Origin of the sequence: Georgenia satyanarayanai (assembly GCF_900116375.1) — a bacterium.
Classification (GTDB): domain Bacteria; phylum Actinomycetota; class Actinomycetes; order Actinomycetales; family Actinomycetaceae; genus Oceanitalea; species Oceanitalea nanhaiensis.
Window position 1 is genome coordinate 25839 of record NZ_UETB01000016.1, and the last position, 18888, is coordinate 44726.

Here is an 18888-nt window from a genome sequence, read left to right on the forward strand (position 1 = left end):
CACACCGGGCGCCGTAGGGTGCGGGCATGCTGCAGCGGCGATTCCTCCAGGTGGACGTGTTCGGGGCCGAGCCCTACGAGGGCAACCCGGTCGCCGTCGTCGTCGATGGCGAGGGGCTGTCCACCGAGCGGATGCAGCGCGTCGCGGCGTGGACGAACCTCTCGGAGACGACCTTCCTCCTCCCGCCGACCGACCCCGCCGCCGACTACCGGGTGCGGATCTTCACGCCGGGCACCGAGCTGCCCTTCGCCGGCCACCCGACGCTCGGGTCCGCGCACGCGTGGCTCGCCGCGGGCAGCACCCCGGCGGCGGAGGGCCGGCTCGTCCAGGAGTGCGGGGTGGGGCTCGTCGAGCTGCGGGAGTCGGGCGGCCGCTGGTCCTTCGCCGCGCCGGCGCTGCGCCGCTACGAGGCGCCCGACGACGCCACTCTCGCCCGCGCCGTCGACGCTCTGGGGCTGGAGCCGGCCGACGTCGTGGACGCCTCCTGGCTCGACAACGGCCCGCCGTGGCTCGGCCTGCGGCTGCGCTCGCGGGAGGCCGTCCTCGCCGTGCGGCCGCGCTTCGCGGACCTCGGTGACCTGCACCTCGGCGTCGTCGCCACCCCCGGCAGCGAGGGGACCGCCGTCGAGGTCCGCGCCTTCGGGACCGACTTCTCCGAGGACCCGGTCACCGGAAGCCTCAACGCCGGCCTCGCCCAGTGGCTCACCGACACCGGCGTGGTCAGCGCCCCGTACGTCGCCGCGCAGGGCACCGCGCTCGGCCGCGCCGGCCGTGTCCACGTCACCGAGGCCGACGGCCGGCTGTGGGTGGGCGGACGGACGACGACGGCGATCGCCGGCACCGTCGCGCTCTGAGCTCAGCGGCGCCGCAGCGCCTTGTCCACCTCGACGACGGCGAACACCACCACCCCGACGCCCAGCGGCACCAGCCAGTCCGTCAGCCCCACCGCGGTGGAGCCGAAGGCCGTGTGCATGAAGGGCGCGTAGACGAAGAGCAGCTGCAGGGCGAGCATGACCGCGACGCACACCCAGGAGACCGGGTTGGTCGTGAGGAGCTCGCGGCGCAGGCTGGACGTGCGGCTGAAGCGGCTCGCGAAGAGGTAGCAGATCTGGGCGACGACGAGGGTGTTGACCGCGACCGTCCGCGACTCCGCCACACCGCGCCCGGCCTCCTGGCCGAGGAGGAAGACCGCGATCGTCGCGCCACCGATGAGCACGGAGACGTAGCCGATCCGCAGCAGCCCCGAGCGGGGCAGGATCGAGCCGCCCGGCGTGCGCGGCGGGCGGCGCATGATGTCCGGCTCTGACGGCTCGAAGGCCAGCGCGAGCGCGAGGGTGACCGCGGTGATCGTGTTGACCCACAGCACCTGGACCGGCGTGAGCGGCAGCGTGAGCCCGAGGAGGACGGCGACGAGGATGACCAGCCCCTGCGCGCCGTTGGTCGGCAGGATGAAGACGATCGCCTTGCGGAGGTTGTCGTAGATCGTGCGGCCCATCTCGACGGCCGACTCGATCGAGGCGAAGTTGTCGTCGGCGAGGACGACGTCGGCCGCCTCCTTCGTGGCCTCCGTGCCCTTGATCCCCATGGCAACCCCGACGTCGGCGCGCTTGAGCGACGGCGCGTCGTTGACGCCGTCGCCGGTCATCGACACGACCTCGCCGTTCGCCTGCAGTGCCTGGACCAGGCGGAGCTTGTGCTCGGGGCTGGTGCGGGCGAAGACGTCGTGCTCCGTCGCGAGGGTGCGCAGCTCCTCGTCGGTGGCGGTCTCGAGCTCGGCACCGGTGACGGTCGACTCCCCGATCCCCATCTCCCGCGCGATGGCGGTGGCGGTGCCGGCGTGGTCGCCGGTGATCATCTTGACGCGGATGCCCGCCTGCCGGCAGGCGCGGATCGCGGCGACGGCCTCCTCGCGGGGCGGGTCGATGATGCCGTAGAGGCCGAGGAGGACGAAGCCTCCTGCGTCGACGTCCTCGGTGCTCACCGAGGTGGCGCCGTCGTCGGCGCGGCGGGCCGCGGCGGCCAGCACCCGCAGCCCGCGGGCGCCGAGCTCGTCGATCTGCGCCTCCCAGAACGCCCGGTCCAGCGGTGCGGTGTCGTCCGGACCAGTGCCCTGGGAGTCGCAGCGGTCCAGCAGCCGGTCCGGGGCGCCCTTGAGGTGGACGACCGTCCCGTGCGCGGTGCGGTCCAGGGTGGCCATGTACTTGTAGGCGGAGTCGAAGGGGACGGCGTCGACCCGGGCGTCGTCGTCGCCGCGCACGCCGGCCTTGAGCGCGAAGGTGCGCAGCCCGCCGTCGGTCGGCTCACCGGACAGCACCCACGCCTCACCGCGCCGGGAGACGGTCGAGTCGTTGGCCCGCGCCGCCACCTCCGCGAGGGCGAGGACGTGCTGCGCCGTCGTCGTGCCGGCCGGGAGGATCTCGCCCTCGGGCGCGTACCCGGTGCCGGTGACGTCGACGCGGCCGGCGGGCGTGACGACGGTGCGCACCGTCATCTCGTTGCGGGTGAGCGTGCCGGTCTTGTCGGTGCAGATGACGGTGACCGAGCCGAGGGTCTCCACCGAGCTCATCCGCCGGGTGATCGCGTTGCGGCGCGCCATCGTCTGCACACCCAGGGCGAGGGTGATGGTGAGGACGGCGGGCAGGCCCTCGGGGATCGCGGCGACCGCGAAACCGATGGCCGCGAGGGTGAGCTCACCGAGCGTGTAGTCGTACAGCAGCGCGCCCAGCCCGAACATCACGACGGCGAGGACGACGACGACGAGCGACAACGCGCGCCCGAAGGCGTTCATCTGGCGGGTCAGCGGCGTCTCGAGGGACTCGACCTCCTCGAGCATCGTCGTGATGTGGCCGATCTCGGTGTCCTGGCCGGTGGCCGTGACGACGCCGGTGCCCGAGCCCGCGGCGACGACGGTGCCCGAGAAGGCCATCGACGTCCGGTCCCCGACCCCCGCGTCCGCGGCGACCGGGTCGGTGCCCTTGTCCACCGGCACGGACTCGCCGGTGAGCGCCGACTCCTCGATGCGCAGCGCGCTCGCGCGGCTGAGCCGGACGTCGGCGGGCACCCTGTCCCCGGAGGACAGGCGCACGAGGTCGCCGGGGACGAGGTCCTCGGCGGGGACGGTCTGCCACGCGCCGTCGCGCCGCACCTGCGCGTCCAGCGAGAGCATCTGACGGATGCCCTCGAGGGCGTCCTCCGCCTTGCCCTCCTGGACGTAGCCGATGACGGCGTTGGTGAGGACGACGGCGGCGATGACGATCGTGTCGACCCACTCACCGAGCACCGCGGTGAGCACGGCGGCGGCGATGAGGACGTAGATCATCGGGTCGCGGAACTGGCGCAGCAGCCGCCGCAGCGCGGACTCCCGCTCCGGGTCGGGCAGCCGGTTGGGGCCGTGCCGCGCGAGGCGGGCGGCGGCCTCCGCGCTGCTCAGCCCCTGGTCGCCGGTGGCGAGCTCGGTGAGGACGTCGACGGCGGCGCGGGCGTGGGCGTGGGCGTGGGCGGGAGCGGCTTCGGTGGGTGGCGTCATGGTCCCTGTCGCATCGGCGAGGCGGTACGGCCGGTCCCATTCTCGTCCCCGGTCGCGCCGTCCGCCTGGGCCCTGTGGTGCTGGTCTGCTCCCGGGGGGTCGAGGCTGCCGCCGGCCGGCCGGTGGCGCCCTCCGGTGCAACAACTCAGCTGTCGGCGGGGAGGGGGTGCGCCGTGTCGGCGAGGAGAGGGTGCGCGTGTCGGCGGGGAGGGGGCGCGCGGACGGCGGGTGACCGGCCGACGTGACCGGCCACCCGCCGTCGGGCCCTACCAGCGGTGGGCGACGTCGATGACGAGCCGCGAGCCGGAGCCCGGGCCGTCGAGGACGAACACCCGGAAGGGCAGCCGGGCCCGCACGCCCAGCCCGATCGTCGTCTGGCCCTCGAAGCTCCCGCCGAAGGCGATCTGGCGGAAGGTCGAGTAGCCGCTGACGTTGCGCAGCTCCTTGCGATTCGACGGGGTGTAGGTGCTGCGCCCCGTCACGGGGTTGTAGGTCGGGGCGTGCGCCACGACCTCGAGCCTGGCGCCGCCGCGCAGCGGGACGCGGGCCCCGCTGCCCTCGGCGTACACCTGGTCGACGTAGCGCACCGAGTAGCCGCGCACGTCACCGCGGACGTCGATGACCATGCGGTCGTAGCAGGAGTGCTCGCCCGCGCGGACGTTCGTGATCGACGTGAGGGACGAGCCGGGGCTCTGCGCCTTGGCGAGCGAGCCCCACGTGATGCCGCAGTAGGGGGCGGCCTGTGCTGAGGCACCCATCGGGAGGACGAGTGCGAACCCGAGGACGAGTCCGAGGAGGAGCCTGGTCAAGCGCTTCATCGCGATCCCCTTTCCAGGGAGTGACCGCGGGCGGCAGCGTGCTGCTCGCGTGGTGGCGCGCAACCTACTCCCGGCGGAGGGCCGGCGGAAGAGCCGAACGGGCAGCGTGTGTGCCACTGCACAGCGGGCAAACTTGCACGCAGTGCACCAACGACAGACACTCGGTCGTATGTCCGAATCGACCGGTCGCCGCGAGGTCAACAAGGCGCGCACCCGCCTGGCCCTCGTGGACGCCGCTCGCGAGCTGGCCCGTGAACGTGGGCTCGAGGACGTGACGGCCGAGGACATCGCCGACCGCGCCGGCGTCTCCCGGCGGACCTTCTTCAACTACTTCTCCGGCATCGAGGCGGTGGTCGCGGCCGGCCTGGCCGAGCCGCTCGAGCGGATGGCCGACGCGCTGCGCCGTCGTCCCGCCGAGGAGGAGCCGCTCGTCGCGATCCTCGCCGCCCTGCGCGAAGAGCCGCTCGGGGCGGAGATCCTCCTCGGCTGGCTCCCCACGACACCGGGCAGCTCGCTGCGCGGCCGCGAGCTCCAGCTGCGGGTCTGGCAGCACCACGAGGACTGGCTCGTCGACGTCCTCCGCGACCGCCTCGGCGACGAGGACGACCTGCGGGTCCGTTCCCTCGCCGCAGCCGTCATGGCGCTGTTCGAGACGGTCCAGCGAGCCTGGCTGCCGACCGCCGTCGGCCGCGACCCGCACGACGCCGTCGCCGCCTTCAACACCACCCTCGAGCAGGTCCTCACGCACGCCGACGCCGGATGGCGCCGGCCCACGTCCTGACGTCACTTCTCTCACGGCACCACCACTCTCCGGAAGGAACCCCTCGTGGCCTCACTCCTGCACCGCCTCGGACGATGGAGCGCCCAGCACCGCTGGGCGACCGTCGTCACGTGGCTCGTCGTCATCGCGCTCGCCGCGACCGGCGCCGCCACGCTCAGTGAGCCGCTGAGCGACGAGTTCAGCATCCCCGGCAGCCGCTTCCAGGTGGTGCTCGACGACCTCCAGGAGGAGATCCCGGAGGCCGCCGCGGGCATCGGGACCGTGACCTTCTCCGTGGAGGACGGCTTCACCGACGAGCAGCGCGCCGCCGTCGCCGACGTCACCGAGCGGTGGAGCGCGCTGGACGGCGTCGTCGGGGCCACCGACCCCTTCGCCACGCAGGAGCAGCTCGACGGCAGCCTCGAGGAGATCGAGGCCGGCCGCGCCGAGCTCGCCGCGGGGCGGGAGCAGCTCGAGGCGGGCCGCGCCGAGCTCGAGGCGGGACGCGAGCAGCTCGAGGCCGCCGAGGCCGAGCTCGCCGCGGGCCGGGAGCAGCTGGAGGCCCAGCGCGCCGAGCTCGAGGCCTCGATCGACATGATGCCGCCGGCTATGGCCGCCGGGGCCGAGCAGGAGCTCGCCGCAGCCGAGGCCGAGCTGGCCGCCGGGGAGGAGCAGCTCGCCGCCAGCCGCGCCGAGCTCGAGGCCGGTGAGGAGGAGCTCGCCGCCGCCGAGGCGGAGATCGCCGCCGGGGAGACCCAGCTCGACCAGGGCGAGCGGCTCGCCGAGCTCACCGACGGCCTGCGCCAGGTCTCCGAGAACGGCACCGTCGCCATGACGCAGGTGCAGTTCGAGTCCGCGGGTGGGCAGCTCGACCCCGAGGTCACCGCGGAGGTCCAGGAGATCGGTGACACGCTCGCCGACGAGGGCGTCGAGGTGAACTACAGCGCCGAGATCGTCTCCGACATCTCCTCCATCCTCGGCCCGGCCGAGGTCGTGGGTGTCGTCGTCGCAGTCGTCGTCCTCCTCGTCCTGCTCGGGTCCCTGCTCGCCGCGGGTCTGCCGCTGCTCACCGCGCTCGTGGGTGTGGGCGTCGGTGTCGGCGCCTCGCTGGCGCTCAGCGGCGTCGTGGAGATGACGAGCGTGACCCCGGCCCTGGCCCTCATGCTCGGCATGGCCGTGGGCATCGACTACTCCCTGTTCATCCTCAACCGCCACCGCATGCAGCTGGCCGACGGCATGAGCGTGCGCGACTCGATCGCCCTCGCCACCGGCACCGCCGGCAACGCCGTCACCTTCGCCGGCGCGACGGTCGTCATCGCGCTCGCCGCGCTCGGCCTCACCGGCATCCCCTTCCTCGGCGTCATGGGCTACGTCGCGGCGGGCACCGTCGTCGTCGCCGTCCTCGCGTCGGTCACGCTCACCCCGGCACTGCTGTCCTTCCTCGGGGAGCGGGTGCTGCCGGCCAAGCAGCGCACGCGCCTGGCGCGCAAGAACGGCGCCGACTCCCGCGGCTGGGCCTACAAGGTCCAGCAGCACCCGTGGCTCGCGATCATCGGCGTCGTCGCCATCACCGGGCTGCTCGCGATCCCCACCACCCAGCTGCGCCTGGGGCTGCCCGACGGCAGCCAGGAGGCGGCCGACTCGACCGCCTACCGCACCTACGACCTCATCCGGGACAACTTCGGGGCGGGCGCCAACGGCCCCATCATCGGCGTCGCCACCCTGGAGGAGCCGACGCAGGACGAGGCCGCCCTCACCGCGACCCAGCTCGACATCGCCGAGGACCTCCTCGCCGTCGACGGCGTCCAGTACGTCGTGCCCTTCGGGACGAGCGAGGACGGCGACACCCTCGCCTTCCAGGTCATGCCGGCCGACGGCCCGTCGGAGGAGTCCACGGTCGCGCTGGTCAACACGCTCCTGGACAGCGAGGACGAGCTCGGTGCCGCGCACGGCGTCCAGATGGGCTTCACCGGGCAGACCGTGGCGAACATCGACATCTCCGACCAGCTGGCCGACGCGCTGCCGCTCTACCTGCTCGTCGTCGTCGGGCTCTCGCTCGTCCTGCTGCTCCTCGTGTTCCGCTCGATCTGGGTGCCGCTGCTCGCCTCGGTGGGCTTCCTCCTCACGGTCGTCGCCTCCTTCGGCGCCGTCGTCGGGGTGTACCAGCTCGGGTTCCTCTCCGACCTGTTCGGGGTCAACGAGGCGGGGCCCATCCTCAGCTTCCTGCCGGTGCTCCTCATCGGGGTGCTCTTCGGCCTGGCGATGGACTACCAGGTGTTCCTCGTCTCGGGGATGCGCGAGGCGCACGTCCACGGGGCCGACGCGCGCGTCTCCGTCGTGCGCGGCTTCAACCAGAGCGCGCGGGTGGTCACGGCCGCGGCGATCATCATGATCTCCGTCTTCGGCGGCTTCATCTTCGCCCACCTCGCGATGATCCGGCCGATCGGCTTCGGCCTGGCCTTCGGCGTGCTCGTCGACGCCTTCCTCGTGCGGATGACGCTGACCCCGGCCGTGCTCAGCCTGCTCGGGGAGAAGGCGTGGTGGCTGCCGCGCTGGCTCGACAAGATCCTGCCGAACGTCGACGTCGAGGGCGCCAAGCTCGAGCGTCAGGTGGTCGCCGAGGAGCGCGAGACCGTCTAGGTCCCCGCCCGCCGCCGAGGGTGCGGGTCCCGCCGAGGCGGGGCCCGCACCCTTGTGCGTGTGTCAGGTCCCGCCGAGCTCGCCGAGCACGGTGGGCAGCACGCCGAGGAGCTCCCGGGCGAGGTAGCCGACGTCGCCCACCGTGCCCGCGAGCCGGTCCCCGGCCGCGGAGTGCAGGTGGGTGCCCCAGGCGGCGGCCTGCCCCGGGCCGGCCCCGCGGGCGAGCAGCCCGGCGACGGCGCCGGCGAGGACGTCGCCGCTGCCCGAGGTGCCGAGCCCGCGGTTGCCCGCCACCTTGCGCCGCAGCCGCCCGTCCGCGGCGACGACGTCCCCGCAGGTCACCGCGGCGCCGTAGCGCTCGGCGACGGCGCGCACGGCTGCCGGGAGGTCGTCGTCGGCGACGCCGTCGACGTCGAGGAGGTGGGCGATCTCGTCGGCGTTCGGCGTGAGCACCAGCCGGCCGTGCAGGGACGGGGCGAGGCCGGGCAGACGCGGCAGCACCCCGACGGCGAACGCGTCGAGGACCAGGGGCACGTCGCCGTCCACCCGCTCGAGCACCCCGGCGAGGAGGGTGACGGTGCTGTCCGGGTCGCTCAGGCCCGGGCCCACGAGCACCGCGGACGCACGGCCCAGCTTGCGCTCCAGGGGGCCGAGCCCGCCACCGGTGAGCGCGCCGTCGTCGTCCTCCTCGAGGGAGGTCACCCCCGCCTCCGGGACGGCGACGGCGAGGGCCGGCGCGACCGAGGCGGCGACGGCGAGCGAGAGCTTCCCGGCGCCCACACGCAGGGCCGCGAGCCCGGACAGCAGGACCGCACCGGGCGAGCCGGCGGACCCGCCGACGACGACGACGGCGCCCCGCGCGTACTTGCCCTGCCCGGGCTCGGGCAGGGGCCACTCCCGCAGGGTGCCGGGCGTGAGCGCCGGCAGGTCCGTCACCGGGCGTCCCCCGCGCCGTGCTCGGAGGGCACCTGCTCGTCCGACGGCGAGTGCTGGGCGGTCACCGGCACGCCCCGGTCGCGGAGGTGGTCGGCGGCGTTGAACTCGGCGAGCGTCCAGGTGTCCGCGTCCTCCTCGCGCACGAGCCGGGTGACCGCGGCGTTGCGCACCGTGCTCGTGCGACCGACGTCGAGCACGGTCGCCTCGTCCATCCCCTCGCAGACGTAGCGGAAGACGAGGAGCACGGCGTCGTGGCAGGTGATGAGCACCCGGCGGTGGCGGCGCTGACGCTCGAGGTCGGCGAGCACCGAGCGCACGCGCAGCGCGATGTCGGCCCACGACTCCCCGCCCGAGGGGCGGTAGTAGAACTTCCCGAGCCACTCGCGGCGCTCGGCCTCCTCCGGGTAGCGGTTGCGGACCCCGGCGTCGGTCAGGGTGTCGGTGATGCCGAGGTCCCGGTCGCGCAGCCGCTCGTCCAGACGCACCGGCAGGTCGAGGCCGGCGACGTCCAGCGCCGTGCGCGCCGTGTCGTGCGCGCGACGGAACGGGGAGGACCACACGGCGTCGGGGCGCTCCGCCCCGGGCCGCTCGCGCAGCCACCGGCCCAGCGCCTGCGCCTGCTCCACACCGGTGGGGGAGAGGTCGACGTCGGCGTCCCTGGCCGGGACGTCGATGACCTCGGCACCGGACTGCCGTGCCTCCGCGGCGGCGACGTTCCCCAGGCTCTCCCCGTGGCGGACGAGTATCAGCTCGGTAGCACCCATGGGCGGCAACGTAACCGAGCCGCCCACCGCCCGCTCGCCGTGGTGGCGCGCGGCCGAGCCTCGAGGAGGACCCGGTCCTGGCCTCGCGGCTGATGGGGCGGCACCGGTTCTTCCCTAGTCTGGTGGCCGACCCCCGCACACCAAGGAGCCCCTGTGCCCGAACCCACCACCCCCGCCGCCGACGACGGTGCACCGCGCCCACCCCGGCACCGCGTCGCCCCGCGGGCACGGACCTACTGGCTCCTCGCGCGCGCGATCACGCTGGTTCTGGTCTGGGTCCTCACCCTCGTCCCCGCCGCGCTGTGGGAGGGCGGACGGACGTGGCTGCTCGTCGCGGCCGGTGTGCTCACCGCGCTGCTGCTCCCCGGCGTCGTCCTGGCGCCGTGGCTGCGGTACCGCACCCACCGGTGGGAGGCGACCGGCACCGCCGTCTACTCGCGGACCGGGTGGCTGGGCCGGGAGTGGCGGATCGCGCCGCTCTCGCGCGTGCAGACGGTCGAGGCCAGGCGCAACCTCCTGCACCGGGCGCTCGGGCTGGCCGCCGTCTCGGTGACGACGGGGTCCGCCCAGGGCGCCGTCGAGATCCAGGGGCTGCGGGCCGACGTCGCCGAGGAGCTCGTCACCCAGCTCACCGACGCCGTCGCCCGCACCAGGGGGGACGCGACATGACGGGGGTCGTCGCCGACGAGCACGTCGCCGACGACGGCGGCCCCGACGACGAGGGCGCCGTCCCGTGGCAGCGGCTCAGCCTGCGGATCGTCCCGGCCGCGCTCCTGCGCATGCTCGTGCGGCTCGTCCCTGCCGCCGTCGGCTGGTGGTTCTTCAACACCGACAACGACGCCGCCCGGTACACCGTCATCGCCCTCGCCGTCCTCGCGGTGCTCAACCCGCTGAACCAGGCGCTCAACTACCTCAAGGTCCGCTACCGGCTCACCGGGGAGGAGCTGCAGCACACGACCGGGCTGCTCGTGCGCCGCAGCAACCGCATCGCCCTGCACCGCATCCGCACCGTCGACATCACCGCACCGCTGAGCAACCGCCTGTTCGGGCTGTCCGTGCTCCGGGTGGGCACGGGCGGCAACGCCTTCACCAGCGAGGGGACCGTGGCCCTCGACGGGCTGCCGCGCGCCACGGCGCTGCGGCTGCGCGCCGAGCTGCTGCGCCGCAGCGAGCAGGACGTCGCCTCCACCGTGGACCCGCGCATGGAGGGGGCCGGCGGCGAGGAGGTCCAGACGCTGCGCTGGGGCTGGGTCGTCTACCAGATGTTCGGTCTGTGGCTCGTCGCCGGGCCGATGTCCGTCATCGGCACCGTCTACGGCTTCGCCTCCCTGTTCGGCCGCGAGGAGTGGATCGGGGAGCAGGCGACGAGCGTGGTCGACCGGGTGCCGTGGGGCGCGTGGGCCGCGACCTCGCTCGTGCTCGTCGTCCTCCTCGGCCTCGGGGCGGGGGCGGTGACCTTCGCCGAGGCGTGGTGGGGCTACCGCCTCGTGCGCGAGCCCGGTGGCCGCTTCCTCGCCACCCGCGGCCTGCTCACCACCCGCTCCTTCACCGCCGACCAGGAGCGGCTGCGCGGCGTCACCGTCTCCCGGCCGCTGCTCACCCGGCTGCTCGGCGGTGCCCGCCTCTCCCCGGTGATGACCGGCGTGAGCCTGGCGCAGATGATGAGCGAGAGCTCCTCGATGCTGCCCGCCACCACCCGTGACGTCGCCGTCCGCGTGGCCAACGTCCTGCTCGGTGCCAGGGTGCTGGACGACGCCGTCACCCCGGCGAGCGGACCGCTGCTCGCCCACCCGCCGGTCGCCCGCCGTCGGGCGGTCGTGCGGTGCCTGCTGGCGACGGCGGTGCTCGCGGCGGCGCTCGGTGCCGGCGTCGGGTGGGCCGGGTGGAGCGCGTGGCTGCTCCTCGTGCCCGCGGCGCTCGTCCCGGTCGCGGTGGCCGCGGGCCACGGGTACTACCGGGCGCTGGGCCACCGGCTGGACGGGGAGTACCTCTACCTCCAGCGCGGGTGGTTCAGCCGCCGGACCGACGCGATCCAGGTGCGCGGGATCAACGGGGCGCACGTCGCCCAGTCACCCGTCCAGCGGCTGCTCGGGCTGGCGACCCTGACGGTGACGACCGCCGCGGGGGAGCAGGGCTACGTCGGGGTGGACCTGGCGCTCGGTGACGCCGCGGCGCTCGCGGCCACGGTGACGGGCGAGCGGGTGGTGGCCTGAGCGGCCCTTCCCGTGACGGCCGCGCGGTGACACACTGCGGGCTCCGGGACCTCGAGGAGGAGAGCCATGGCCCTGCGCTGGTACAGCGTCGTCGTCGACTGCCGGGACCCGCGGTCCCTCGCCGCCTGGTGGGCGCAGGTGCTCGGGTGGCACACCGTGTACGAGGCCGACGACGAGGTGGTCATCATCCCGCCGCACATGGTCGAGGACGGGTTCGCCGAGCGCGTCCCGGCACGTGAGCGCGGTCAGGGACTGGTCTTCGTCCCCGTGCCCGAGGGGAGGACTGTGAAGAACCGTCTCCACATCGACCTCGCCCCCGAGGCCGACGACGACCAGGAGGCCGAGGTGCAGCGGCTGCTCGACGCCGGTGCCCGGCGCGTGGACGTGGGGCAGGGGCCGGACGTCTCGTGGGTCGTCCTCGCCGACCCGGAGGGCAACGAGTTCTGCGTCCTCAGCCCACGGGACCTCTAGCGCGAGATCCCGCCACAACCCCGAGCCCGCAAGGGCGACACGCCGAGCTGTGACGTGAGCACACTGGCGTGTCGCCGGCGGTTGTGGCGGGATCCGCGGCGGGTCAGCCCACCGGCACCGCCTCGCGCACGAGGGCGAGCACCTGCGCCGCGGCGCGGTCTGCCCCCGCGATGAGCGGGGAGGGCACGCCCGGCGTCGCACCGATCGCCGAGCCGGGCTGGACGTCGCCGGCCGGGATGCCGATGACGACGACGCGCGGGTCGGGCCGGCCCGCGGCGTCGAGGAGGTGGAACTCCTCGGGCGTCACGTCCAGGGTGCGCGTCGCGGCCACCGTGCCGTCCGGGCCGGTGCGCGCGTGCAGGCGGGCCCGGCCGGAGTCGAGCAGCGAGCGCAGCAGCGGGTCGTCGGTGACGTCGGCGTGGCCCTTGGACATGCGGGTCTCGACGAAGGCCCGCACCCGGTGCTCGCGCCCGATCACCTGGGTGCGGGCGACGAAGCGTCCGCGTTCCACGGTGACGGACAGCCCCTCGCCGAGGAGCTCGACGACGCCGGCCCGCACGAGGGCGAGCAGCTGGGCCGTGCGCTCGGGCGGCGGGCCGGACGCGAGCGCGAGGCCCAGCGTGCCGAACCAGCCGTTGACGTCGCGGACGGCCGACGCCGGGTGGATGGCCCCGGCGCGCACGAGCCCGGCGACCTGCCCGCGCAGCACCGCCATCGCGCGGTTGACCTCCGCGCGCGGGCTGGCGAGCGGCCGGGTGATCGACTCGTGCTCCGCGGCGACCCAGCGCTCGGTCCACGCCCGCCACGCCTCGGGCGAGGGGAGGCGGACGTCGGGCCGGTCGAGGCGCTCGACGTCGAGGTGGCGGGCGGGGTCGACGACGACGTCACGGACGAGGCCGTCGAGCTCGCTCACGTCCGCGGCGGCGAGGCGAGCGAGCAGGCCCGCGGGGAGCTCGCCGTCGTCGGCGGTGAGGGAGGGAACGGTGGCGGGGTGGTGCCGGACCAGGGTGGTGAGGTGGGCGACGACGAACTCGCGGGCGAGCTGGGGCCACACGTCGCGCGCGAAGTCCTGGTCGGGGACCGTCGCGGCCGCGGCGAACCACTCGGGGGTGGCGAGACGCGGCGTGTAGCGGGGCGGCAAGGCGCCGTACCAGGACTTCGATCGGTAGGGCAGGCCGCGACGCGAGCCGACGAGCAGGCGCGGCTCGCGTCCGGAGGGGAGGTAGGTGAGATCGAAGGGGGAGTCGCCGGGGACGAAGCGGCCGCCGCGGCCGGCGGTGAGGACGGCGACGACGTCGAAGAAGTTCGCGCCGAGCCCGGCGACGACGACGTCCTGCCCGCCCGGCACGACGTCCCAGTCCCGCTCGGCCGGCATGCCCGGCTCGACGTAGACGAGCCCGTGGTCCTCCGCGGCCGCGACGCGCTCCTCGGTCTGCCGGGACCGCTCGGCCTGGACCATCCCCTGCGCGAGCACGACGGCGGCGGCGGAGAACGCCCGCCCGTCCGCGAGCCGCACGACGCGCCGACTCTCACTCCCCGCCGACAGCGCCCCCTCTTCCGCCGACAGCTCACGTGTTGCGGGCGCCCCCTCTTCCGCCGACAGCTCAGCTGTTACTGGCTCGATGTCGACGACGGTGCCCACCACTGCGGTCAGCTCCACACCACCGCGCGCGAGGATCGCCTCGAGCTGCTCGCGGAAGTACACGCCCTGCAGACGTCGGGTCGGGTAGGACCAGGGCTGGACGGCCGCCGCCTCCTCGGCCACCCAGTCGGGGCGAGATCCTGCGCTCCAGCCGGCGGACGCGGGCGCCGTCGGGCGCGGGACGCCGGCGACGACGTCGCGCGCCCACTGCACGAGGTCGGGCCCGGTCGTCACCGGTCCGGACATCGGGGTGGAGTCGTCGGGGTAGATGGTCGTGTGCGCGCTGTAGGTGTTGTTGAGGAGCTGCGGGCTCTGGTCGGTGCGCCAGGTCGCACCGGCACCGACCTCGAAGCGGTCGACGACGACGACGCGCACCGGCCGCTCGGGCGTCCCTCGGGCCGTGAGCCGTTCGACGACGGAGGCCGCGCGCGGACCCCCGCCGACGATGACGACGTCGGCGCTCAGGGCACCGTCAGTAACAACTGAGCTGTCGGCGAAAGTGGGGGCGCCCGTAACAACTGAGCTGTCGGCGGGGAGGGGGGTCGGGGGAAGGGGGGTCGGGGTGGGACGGGTCATGCGAGGGAGTCCTTCGCCAGGACGGGGCGGACCTGGGTCTGGCCGGCGTCGTGGAGGACCTCGACGGGCAGGCCGTAGACCTCACCGAGCAGCTCGGCGTCGTAGGCCTCCGGCGCGGGACCGTCCGCCACGAGACGGCCGCCGCTGAGGAGCACCACCTGCTGGCAGAAGGTCGCCGCGTGGTTGAGGTCGTGGATCGCGATGAGCGCCGCGACCCCTTCCTCGCGTGCCACCTGCCGCACGATCTGCAGCGTCTCCACCTGGTAGCGAAGGTCCAGGGCGGAGGTCGGCTCGTCGAGGAGGAGCACCCGCGGCTGCTGCGCCAGGGCCCGGGCGATGAGCACGCGCTGGGCCTGCCCGCCGGACATGTCCGAGAGCCGCCGCTCGGCGAGCTCGGCCAGGCCGAGCCGCGCGATCGCGTCCTCGACCACCGCGACGTCCTGCGCGCTCGGCCGCATGCCCATGTGCGGGGTGCGGCCCAGCGTCACGGCCTCACGGACGGTCAGCTCGAAGGGCACCTCGCTGGACTGCGGCACGTAGGCCACGACCTTGGCCCGCTCACGCGGCTTCATCGCCAGCAGGTCGCGGTCCCCGAGCCGCACCGCGCCCTGCCTGGTCCGCAGCACGCCGGCGAGGATCTTCGTCAGCGTCGACTTGCCCGAGCCGTTGGGCCCGAGCAGCGCGCACAGCGTGCCCGCCGCGACGTCGAGGTCGATCCCGCGCAGCACCTGGTGCTTGCCGTAGGCGAACTCCACGTCACGGACGCTCAGCGCCGGGATCGGTGCCGTGGCCGCTCCCGCCGTCGTCGCCTGTTCCTGGACTGCAGTCACTTCGAGGCCCTCCGCGTCATGATGAGGTAGATGAAGACGGGCGCGCCGAGCATCGCGACGACGATCCCCACGGGCACGACCGACGGCGCGACGACCGTGCGGCCGATGGTGTCCGCCGCGACGAGCAGCACGCCGCCCGACAGCGCCGACATCGGCAGCAGGTACTGGTGGTTGGCGCCGATGATGAGCCGGGCGATGTGCGGCCCGACCAGCCCGACGAAGCCGATCACCCCGCACAGGGACACCGCGACGGACGCGAGCAGCACCGACACGAGGATGAGCCCCACCCGGACCACGGTGACGTTGACGCCGAGGGAGCGGGCGGCGTCGTCGCCGGCGAAGGCGATGGCGTTCATGTCCTTGGCGAACCACAGGAGCAGCGGCAGGAGCACGACGACGACGGCGCCCATGACCCGCACCTCGGTCCACGACGCGTCGTTGACCGACCCGAGGGTCCAGCGGACGATCGCCTGCAGGGTGTTCTCGTTGGCCACGTACTGCAGGCCGGCGGTCAGCGCCTCGAAGAGCTGGGTGACGGCGATGCCGAGGAGCAGCAGCGTCGCGACGGCCATCTTGCGCGCGGAGGCGAGCCCGAGGACGAGCATCGTCACCAGGCCGGCGCAGGCGAGCGCGGAGAGGATGACGAGCGGGTTGGACGAGGCGACCCCACCGCCGCCCAGGAGGATCGCCAGCGACGCGCCGAAGGCCGCCGCGGGGGAGACCCCGAGGGTGAAGGGGCTGACGAGCGGGTTGCGCAGCAGTCCCTGCATGACGGCGCCGGCCACCGACAGCGCCGCGCCGGCGGCCAGCGCGAGCAGGGCGCGCGGCAGGCGCAGGTCGGCGACGATCGCGTAGGCCTGGGCGAAGTCCGGGTCGATCGTCCCGCCGGCCACGCGCAGCCACAGGATGCGCATGGCGTCGGCGAAGGTCACCCCCGAGGTCCCCACCGCCGTCGAGCCCGCGACGACGGCGACGGTCACCACCGCGGCGACGACGAGCACGAGCAGGCGGTGGTTGCCCAGCGCCCGCCGCAGCCCGCCGGGCTGGGACGCGGGCTGGACCGGGGCGGGTGCGGTGCGGGCGCCGGGGCGCGCGGGGGCGTCGGTGGTCACTGCGTGCCGCCGACGCTGACGTAGGCGTCCTCGCCCGGGTAGTCGGTGACGCCCTGGAACTCGGTGGCCCAGCGCTCGAGGTAACCGGCCGGGTCGAGGTCGGCCGTCTCCTCCGGGTGCAGCCAGGTGGCGAGGTAGGCGGTGGCGATCGCCTTGGCCAGCCCCGACGTCGCCCACCCGTTCGTCACGTAGACCTCACCGTTCTCGACGGCGCTGATCCCGGACCAGCCCGGCCGTGCGGGGATGCCGGCGACGATCTCGTCGACCTGCTCGGCCGGGTACGGGTCGGCCGACGGCGGCATCTCGTGGACGACGACGGCCGGGTCGCGCTCGACGACGGCGGCCGGGTCGACCGTGATCTCGTGCTGGGCGTCACCGCCGGTGATGTCGCCGAAGACGTTGGTGCCGCCGGCGCCGGTGATGACCTGGTCGAAGCCCGAGCCGGGCAGCGCGGTGATGTAGGGCTGGTCGGTCTCCCAGTAGACCGGGACCGGCTCGAGGCCCGCGACGCTCTCCTCGACGGAGGTGACGATCTCGTCGTGGAAGTCCTTGACGGCCTGGGCGCCCTCGGGCTCCTCGAAGACCTCCCCGAGGATGCTGATCGTCTCCTCGAAGACGTCGACGTCCCAGGAGGTGACGACGACGACCGGGATGTCGAACTCCTCCAGCCGCTCCGAGGCCTCCTGCCAGGCGCCGTTGCGGGGGATGATCGCGACGTCCGGGTCGAGGGCGACGATCGCCTCGTAGTTGAGCTCGCCGATGCTCTCCCCGACGACGTCCTCCTCGGTGAGCCCGAGGTAGGGCGCGCGCTGGACCGTGCCGCGGTCGACGCCGACGACGCGGTCGCCCGCGCCGATCGCCTCGACGAACTCGTTGTTGTAGGAGAGGGCGACGACGGCGCGGTCGACCGGGCCCTCGATCGTCACCTCCCGGTCCTGGTCGTCGACGACGGTGATCTCGCTCGCCCCGTCGGTGGTGGCGGCGTCGGAGGTCGCGCCGTCGTCGCCGTCGTCGCCGTCGGCGACCTCGACCTGGCCGCACGCCGCCAGCGTGAGGGCGGAGGCGGCGAGGACGGCGGCGGTGCGGGTGGTGCGGGTCATCGGGTCTCTCCGGTGGTGGGGTCGGTAACTGCGCTGTCGGCGGCAAGTGCGCTGTCGGCGGCAAGTGCGCTGTCGGCGGTAAGTGGGGTGTCGGCGGGGAGGTGGGGCTCGCCGAGGGTGAGCATGAGGCGGTTGGCCCACGAGAAGAAGGCGACCGAGGCGACGAGGTCGACGAGCTCGACCGGCTCGAGGCCGAGCTCCCGCAGCCGCGTGACGTGCGCGGCGGTGGCGCGGGAGGGTGAGGCGGCCAGCGCGGCGGAGAGGTCGACGACCGCCGCCCAGCGCTCGTCCTGGCCGGCGCTCAGCGCGGTCAGGTCGGCCGGGGCCCACCCCGGTCCGCGGGGGACGTCGGCGGCGAGGAGGCGGTCGACGTCCTCGGGGCGCTTGCTCAGCTGCGCGGCCTTCCGGGCGTGGACGGAGGCGCAGAAGAGGCAGTCGTTGACCTTGCTCGTCACGGCGGCGGCGAGCTCGCGCTCGGCCCGCGGCAGTCCCACGCGGGTGAGGAAGACGGCGTGGTCGATCTGCGTGCGGGCGGCCAGCACGCCGGTCTCGCGGGCGAGGAGACGGAAGTAGGAGCCGTCGCTCTTGCCGGCGAAGGCGGCGCGGTGCTCGTCGGTCAGCTCCTCCGCGGGGATCGGCTCGACCCAGGGCAGCCAGCCGAGCAGCTCGCGGGTGTAGACGCGGGGCACGGGCAGCCCGTTCGGGGCGACGTCGGGGGCGTACTTCCCGCGCGCGGGCAGGTCTGCCGCCGGGGCGGGGGTGGCGCCATCGTCGTGGCCGGCGAGCAGTCGCAGCCCGGTGACGAGGCGGGCCTCGTAGGCGGTGACGGCGACGACCTGGGAGAGCAGGACGATGCCGTCCGCGTCGAGGCCGACGGCGGTGAGCGCGGCGACGTCCTGCGGGGTGACGAGCGCGGGGGCGAGGGAGAGCAGGTCCGCGTGGCGCACGAGGGCGGCGACGGACTCGTCGGCCGTGGCGACGGTGAGGTCGACGGGGTCGTGCCGGTGGTGCTCCTGCGCCAGTCCCGGCGCGCCGTGCTGCTCGGCGACGCGCGCGGCCAGCGCCCGACGCAGCGCCGGGGACAGACGGCCGGGGTCGGTGAAGAGGTGGTCGTGGGCGCGCTGGGTGTGCTCGATGACCTCGGGCTTGGCGAGGCGTGCCTCGGCGGTGGCCGGGTCGAGCTCCGCGAGGACGCCGACGAGGTCCTCGCGGGCGGTGGGCGGGCGGTGGGCGGTGGCGGTCATGGGTGCTCCAGGACTGGGTACGCGGCAGCGCCGCAGTGGTGAGGGTGAGCTCCCGCGTCCCGCGTGCGACGGCACGACGAGGAAGGGAGGTCAGCGCCGGGACGGCCGGCGGGGGTGGGCGGCGGCGGGCTCAGCGGCCCGCGGGATCAACGCCTCAGGCGGGACAACAACACATGCACGCCGAGGCGCGCATGCACATGCACAGGGTGGTGCTCGGCGCGAGACGCGTCCCCACACTCGTGTGCATGCTCATCAT

15 protein-coding genes are annotated in these 18888 nt (G+C 74.4%); 6 read left to right on the top strand and 9 right to left on the bottom strand.

What is annotated here, in order from left to right; genetic code table 11:
* The first annotated feature begins 26 nt into the window (after positions 1–26).
* Positions 27–854 carry a PhzF family phenazine biosynthesis protein gene (locus tag DSZ44_RS15680; RefSeq protein WP_110853572.1) on the top strand — a complete coding sequence of 276 codons (828 nt, stop codon included), beginning with the start codon at positions 27–29 and terminating at the stop codon, positions 852–854.
* 2 nt (positions 855–856) lie between these two features.
* Here DSZ44_RS15680 and DSZ44_RS15685 read toward each other — a convergent pair whose 3' ends face one another.
* Entirely contained in the window at positions 857–3526 is a 2670-nt protein-coding gene (locus DSZ44_RS15685; RefSeq protein WP_110853573.1) for an HAD-IC family P-type ATPase, read from the bottom strand.
* 266 nt (positions 3527–3792) lie between these two features.
* Positions 3793–4344 (bottom strand): AMIN-like domain-containing (lipo)protein, encoded by a 552-nt coding sequence (locus DSZ44_RS15690; RefSeq protein ID WP_110853574.1) that lies wholly within the window; start codon positions 4342–4344, stop codon positions 3793–3795.
* A gap of 169 nt (positions 4345–4513) precedes the next feature.
* On the opposite strand from DSZ44_RS15690, the gene DSZ44_RS15695 reads away from it, so the two are divergent.
* Entirely contained in the window at positions 4514–5125 is a 612-nt protein-coding gene (locus tag DSZ44_RS15695; RefSeq protein WP_110853575.1) for a TetR/AcrR family transcriptional regulator, read from the top strand.
* A 45-nt stretch (positions 5126–5170) separates the two neighbouring features.
* Entirely contained in the window at positions 5171–7744 is a 2574-nt protein-coding gene (locus tag DSZ44_RS15700) for an MMPL family transporter (protein ID WP_110853576.1), read from the top strand.
* A gap of 63 nt (positions 7745–7807) precedes the next feature.
* Here DSZ44_RS15700 and DSZ44_RS15705 read toward each other — a convergent pair whose 3' ends face one another.
* Together DSZ44_RS15705 and DSZ44_RS15710 are read right to left on the bottom strand one after the other, a co-directional pair.
* Positions 7808–8680 carry an NAD(P)H-hydrate dehydratase gene (locus DSZ44_RS15705; RefSeq protein WP_110853577.1) on the bottom strand — a complete coding sequence of 291 codons (873 nt, stop codon included), beginning with the start codon at positions 8678–8680 and terminating at the stop codon, positions 7808–7810.
* Positions 8677–9444 (bottom strand): histidine phosphatase family protein, encoded by a 768-nt coding sequence (locus DSZ44_RS15710; RefSeq protein WP_110853578.1) that lies wholly within the window; start codon positions 9442–9444, stop codon positions 8677–8679. The genes DSZ44_RS15705 and DSZ44_RS15710 overlap by 4 nt, the downstream gene beginning before the upstream one ends.
* Before the next feature lie 153 nt (positions 9445–9597).
* Here DSZ44_RS15710 and DSZ44_RS15715 point away from each other — a divergent pair, with 153 nt between their 5' ends.
* From DSZ44_RS15715 to DSZ44_RS15725, 3 genes are all read left to right on the top strand, one after another.
* Positions 9598–10113 carry a PH domain-containing protein gene (locus DSZ44_RS15715; protein WP_110853579.1) on the top strand — a complete coding sequence of 172 codons (516 nt, stop codon included), beginning with the start codon at positions 9598–9600 and terminating at the stop codon, positions 10111–10113.
* A complete protein-coding gene (locus DSZ44_RS15720) occupies positions 10110–11657 on the top strand; it encodes a PH domain-containing protein (RefSeq protein ID WP_110853580.1) in 1548 nt (515 codons plus the stop codon). Before DSZ44_RS15715 ends, DSZ44_RS15720 begins: the two co-directional genes overlap by 4 nt.
* 66 nt (positions 11658–11723) lie before the next feature.
* Complete coding sequence (locus DSZ44_RS15725) at positions 11724–12128, top strand: VOC family protein (RefSeq protein WP_110853581.1); 405 nt, start codon at positions 11724–11726, stop codon at positions 12126–12128.
* A gap of 103 nt (positions 12129–12231) precedes the next feature.
* On the opposite strand, the gene DSZ44_RS15730 is transcribed toward DSZ44_RS15725, so the two are convergent.
* From DSZ44_RS15730 to DSZ44_RS15750, 5 genes are read right to left on the bottom strand one after another with little or no spacing between them, the layout of a single operon-like run.
* The gene (locus tag DSZ44_RS15730; protein ID WP_110853582.1) at positions 12232–14346 is read right to left on the bottom strand and encodes an FAD/NAD(P)-binding protein; all 2115 of its coding nucleotides are present in this window, start codon (positions 14344–14346) and stop codon (positions 12232–12234) included.
* Positions 14343–15176 carry an ABC transporter ATP-binding protein gene (locus DSZ44_RS15735; RefSeq protein ID WP_258369608.1) on the bottom strand — a complete coding sequence of 278 codons (834 nt, stop codon included), beginning with the start codon at positions 15174–15176 and terminating at the stop codon, positions 14343–14345. Before DSZ44_RS15735 ends, DSZ44_RS15730 begins: the two co-directional genes overlap by 4 nt.
* Entirely contained in the window at positions 15173–16288 is a 1116-nt protein-coding gene (locus DSZ44_RS15740; RefSeq protein WP_258369609.1) for a FecCD family ABC transporter permease, read from the bottom strand. Before DSZ44_RS15740 ends, DSZ44_RS15735 begins: the two co-directional genes overlap by 4 nt.
* On the bottom strand, positions 16285–17388 hold the full coding sequence (locus tag DSZ44_RS15745) for an ABC transporter substrate-binding protein (RefSeq protein ID WP_110853583.1): 1104 nt from the start codon (positions 17386–17388) through the stop codon (positions 16285–16287). Before DSZ44_RS15745 ends, DSZ44_RS15740 begins: the two co-directional genes overlap by 4 nt.
* The gene (locus DSZ44_RS15750; protein WP_110853584.1) at positions 17385–18632 is read right to left on the bottom strand and encodes a peroxidase-related enzyme; all 1248 of its coding nucleotides are present in this window, start codon (positions 18630–18632) and stop codon (positions 17385–17387) included. The genes DSZ44_RS15745 and DSZ44_RS15750 overlap by 4 nt, the downstream gene beginning before the upstream one ends.
* Between the last annotated feature and the right edge of the window lie 256 nt (positions 18633–18888).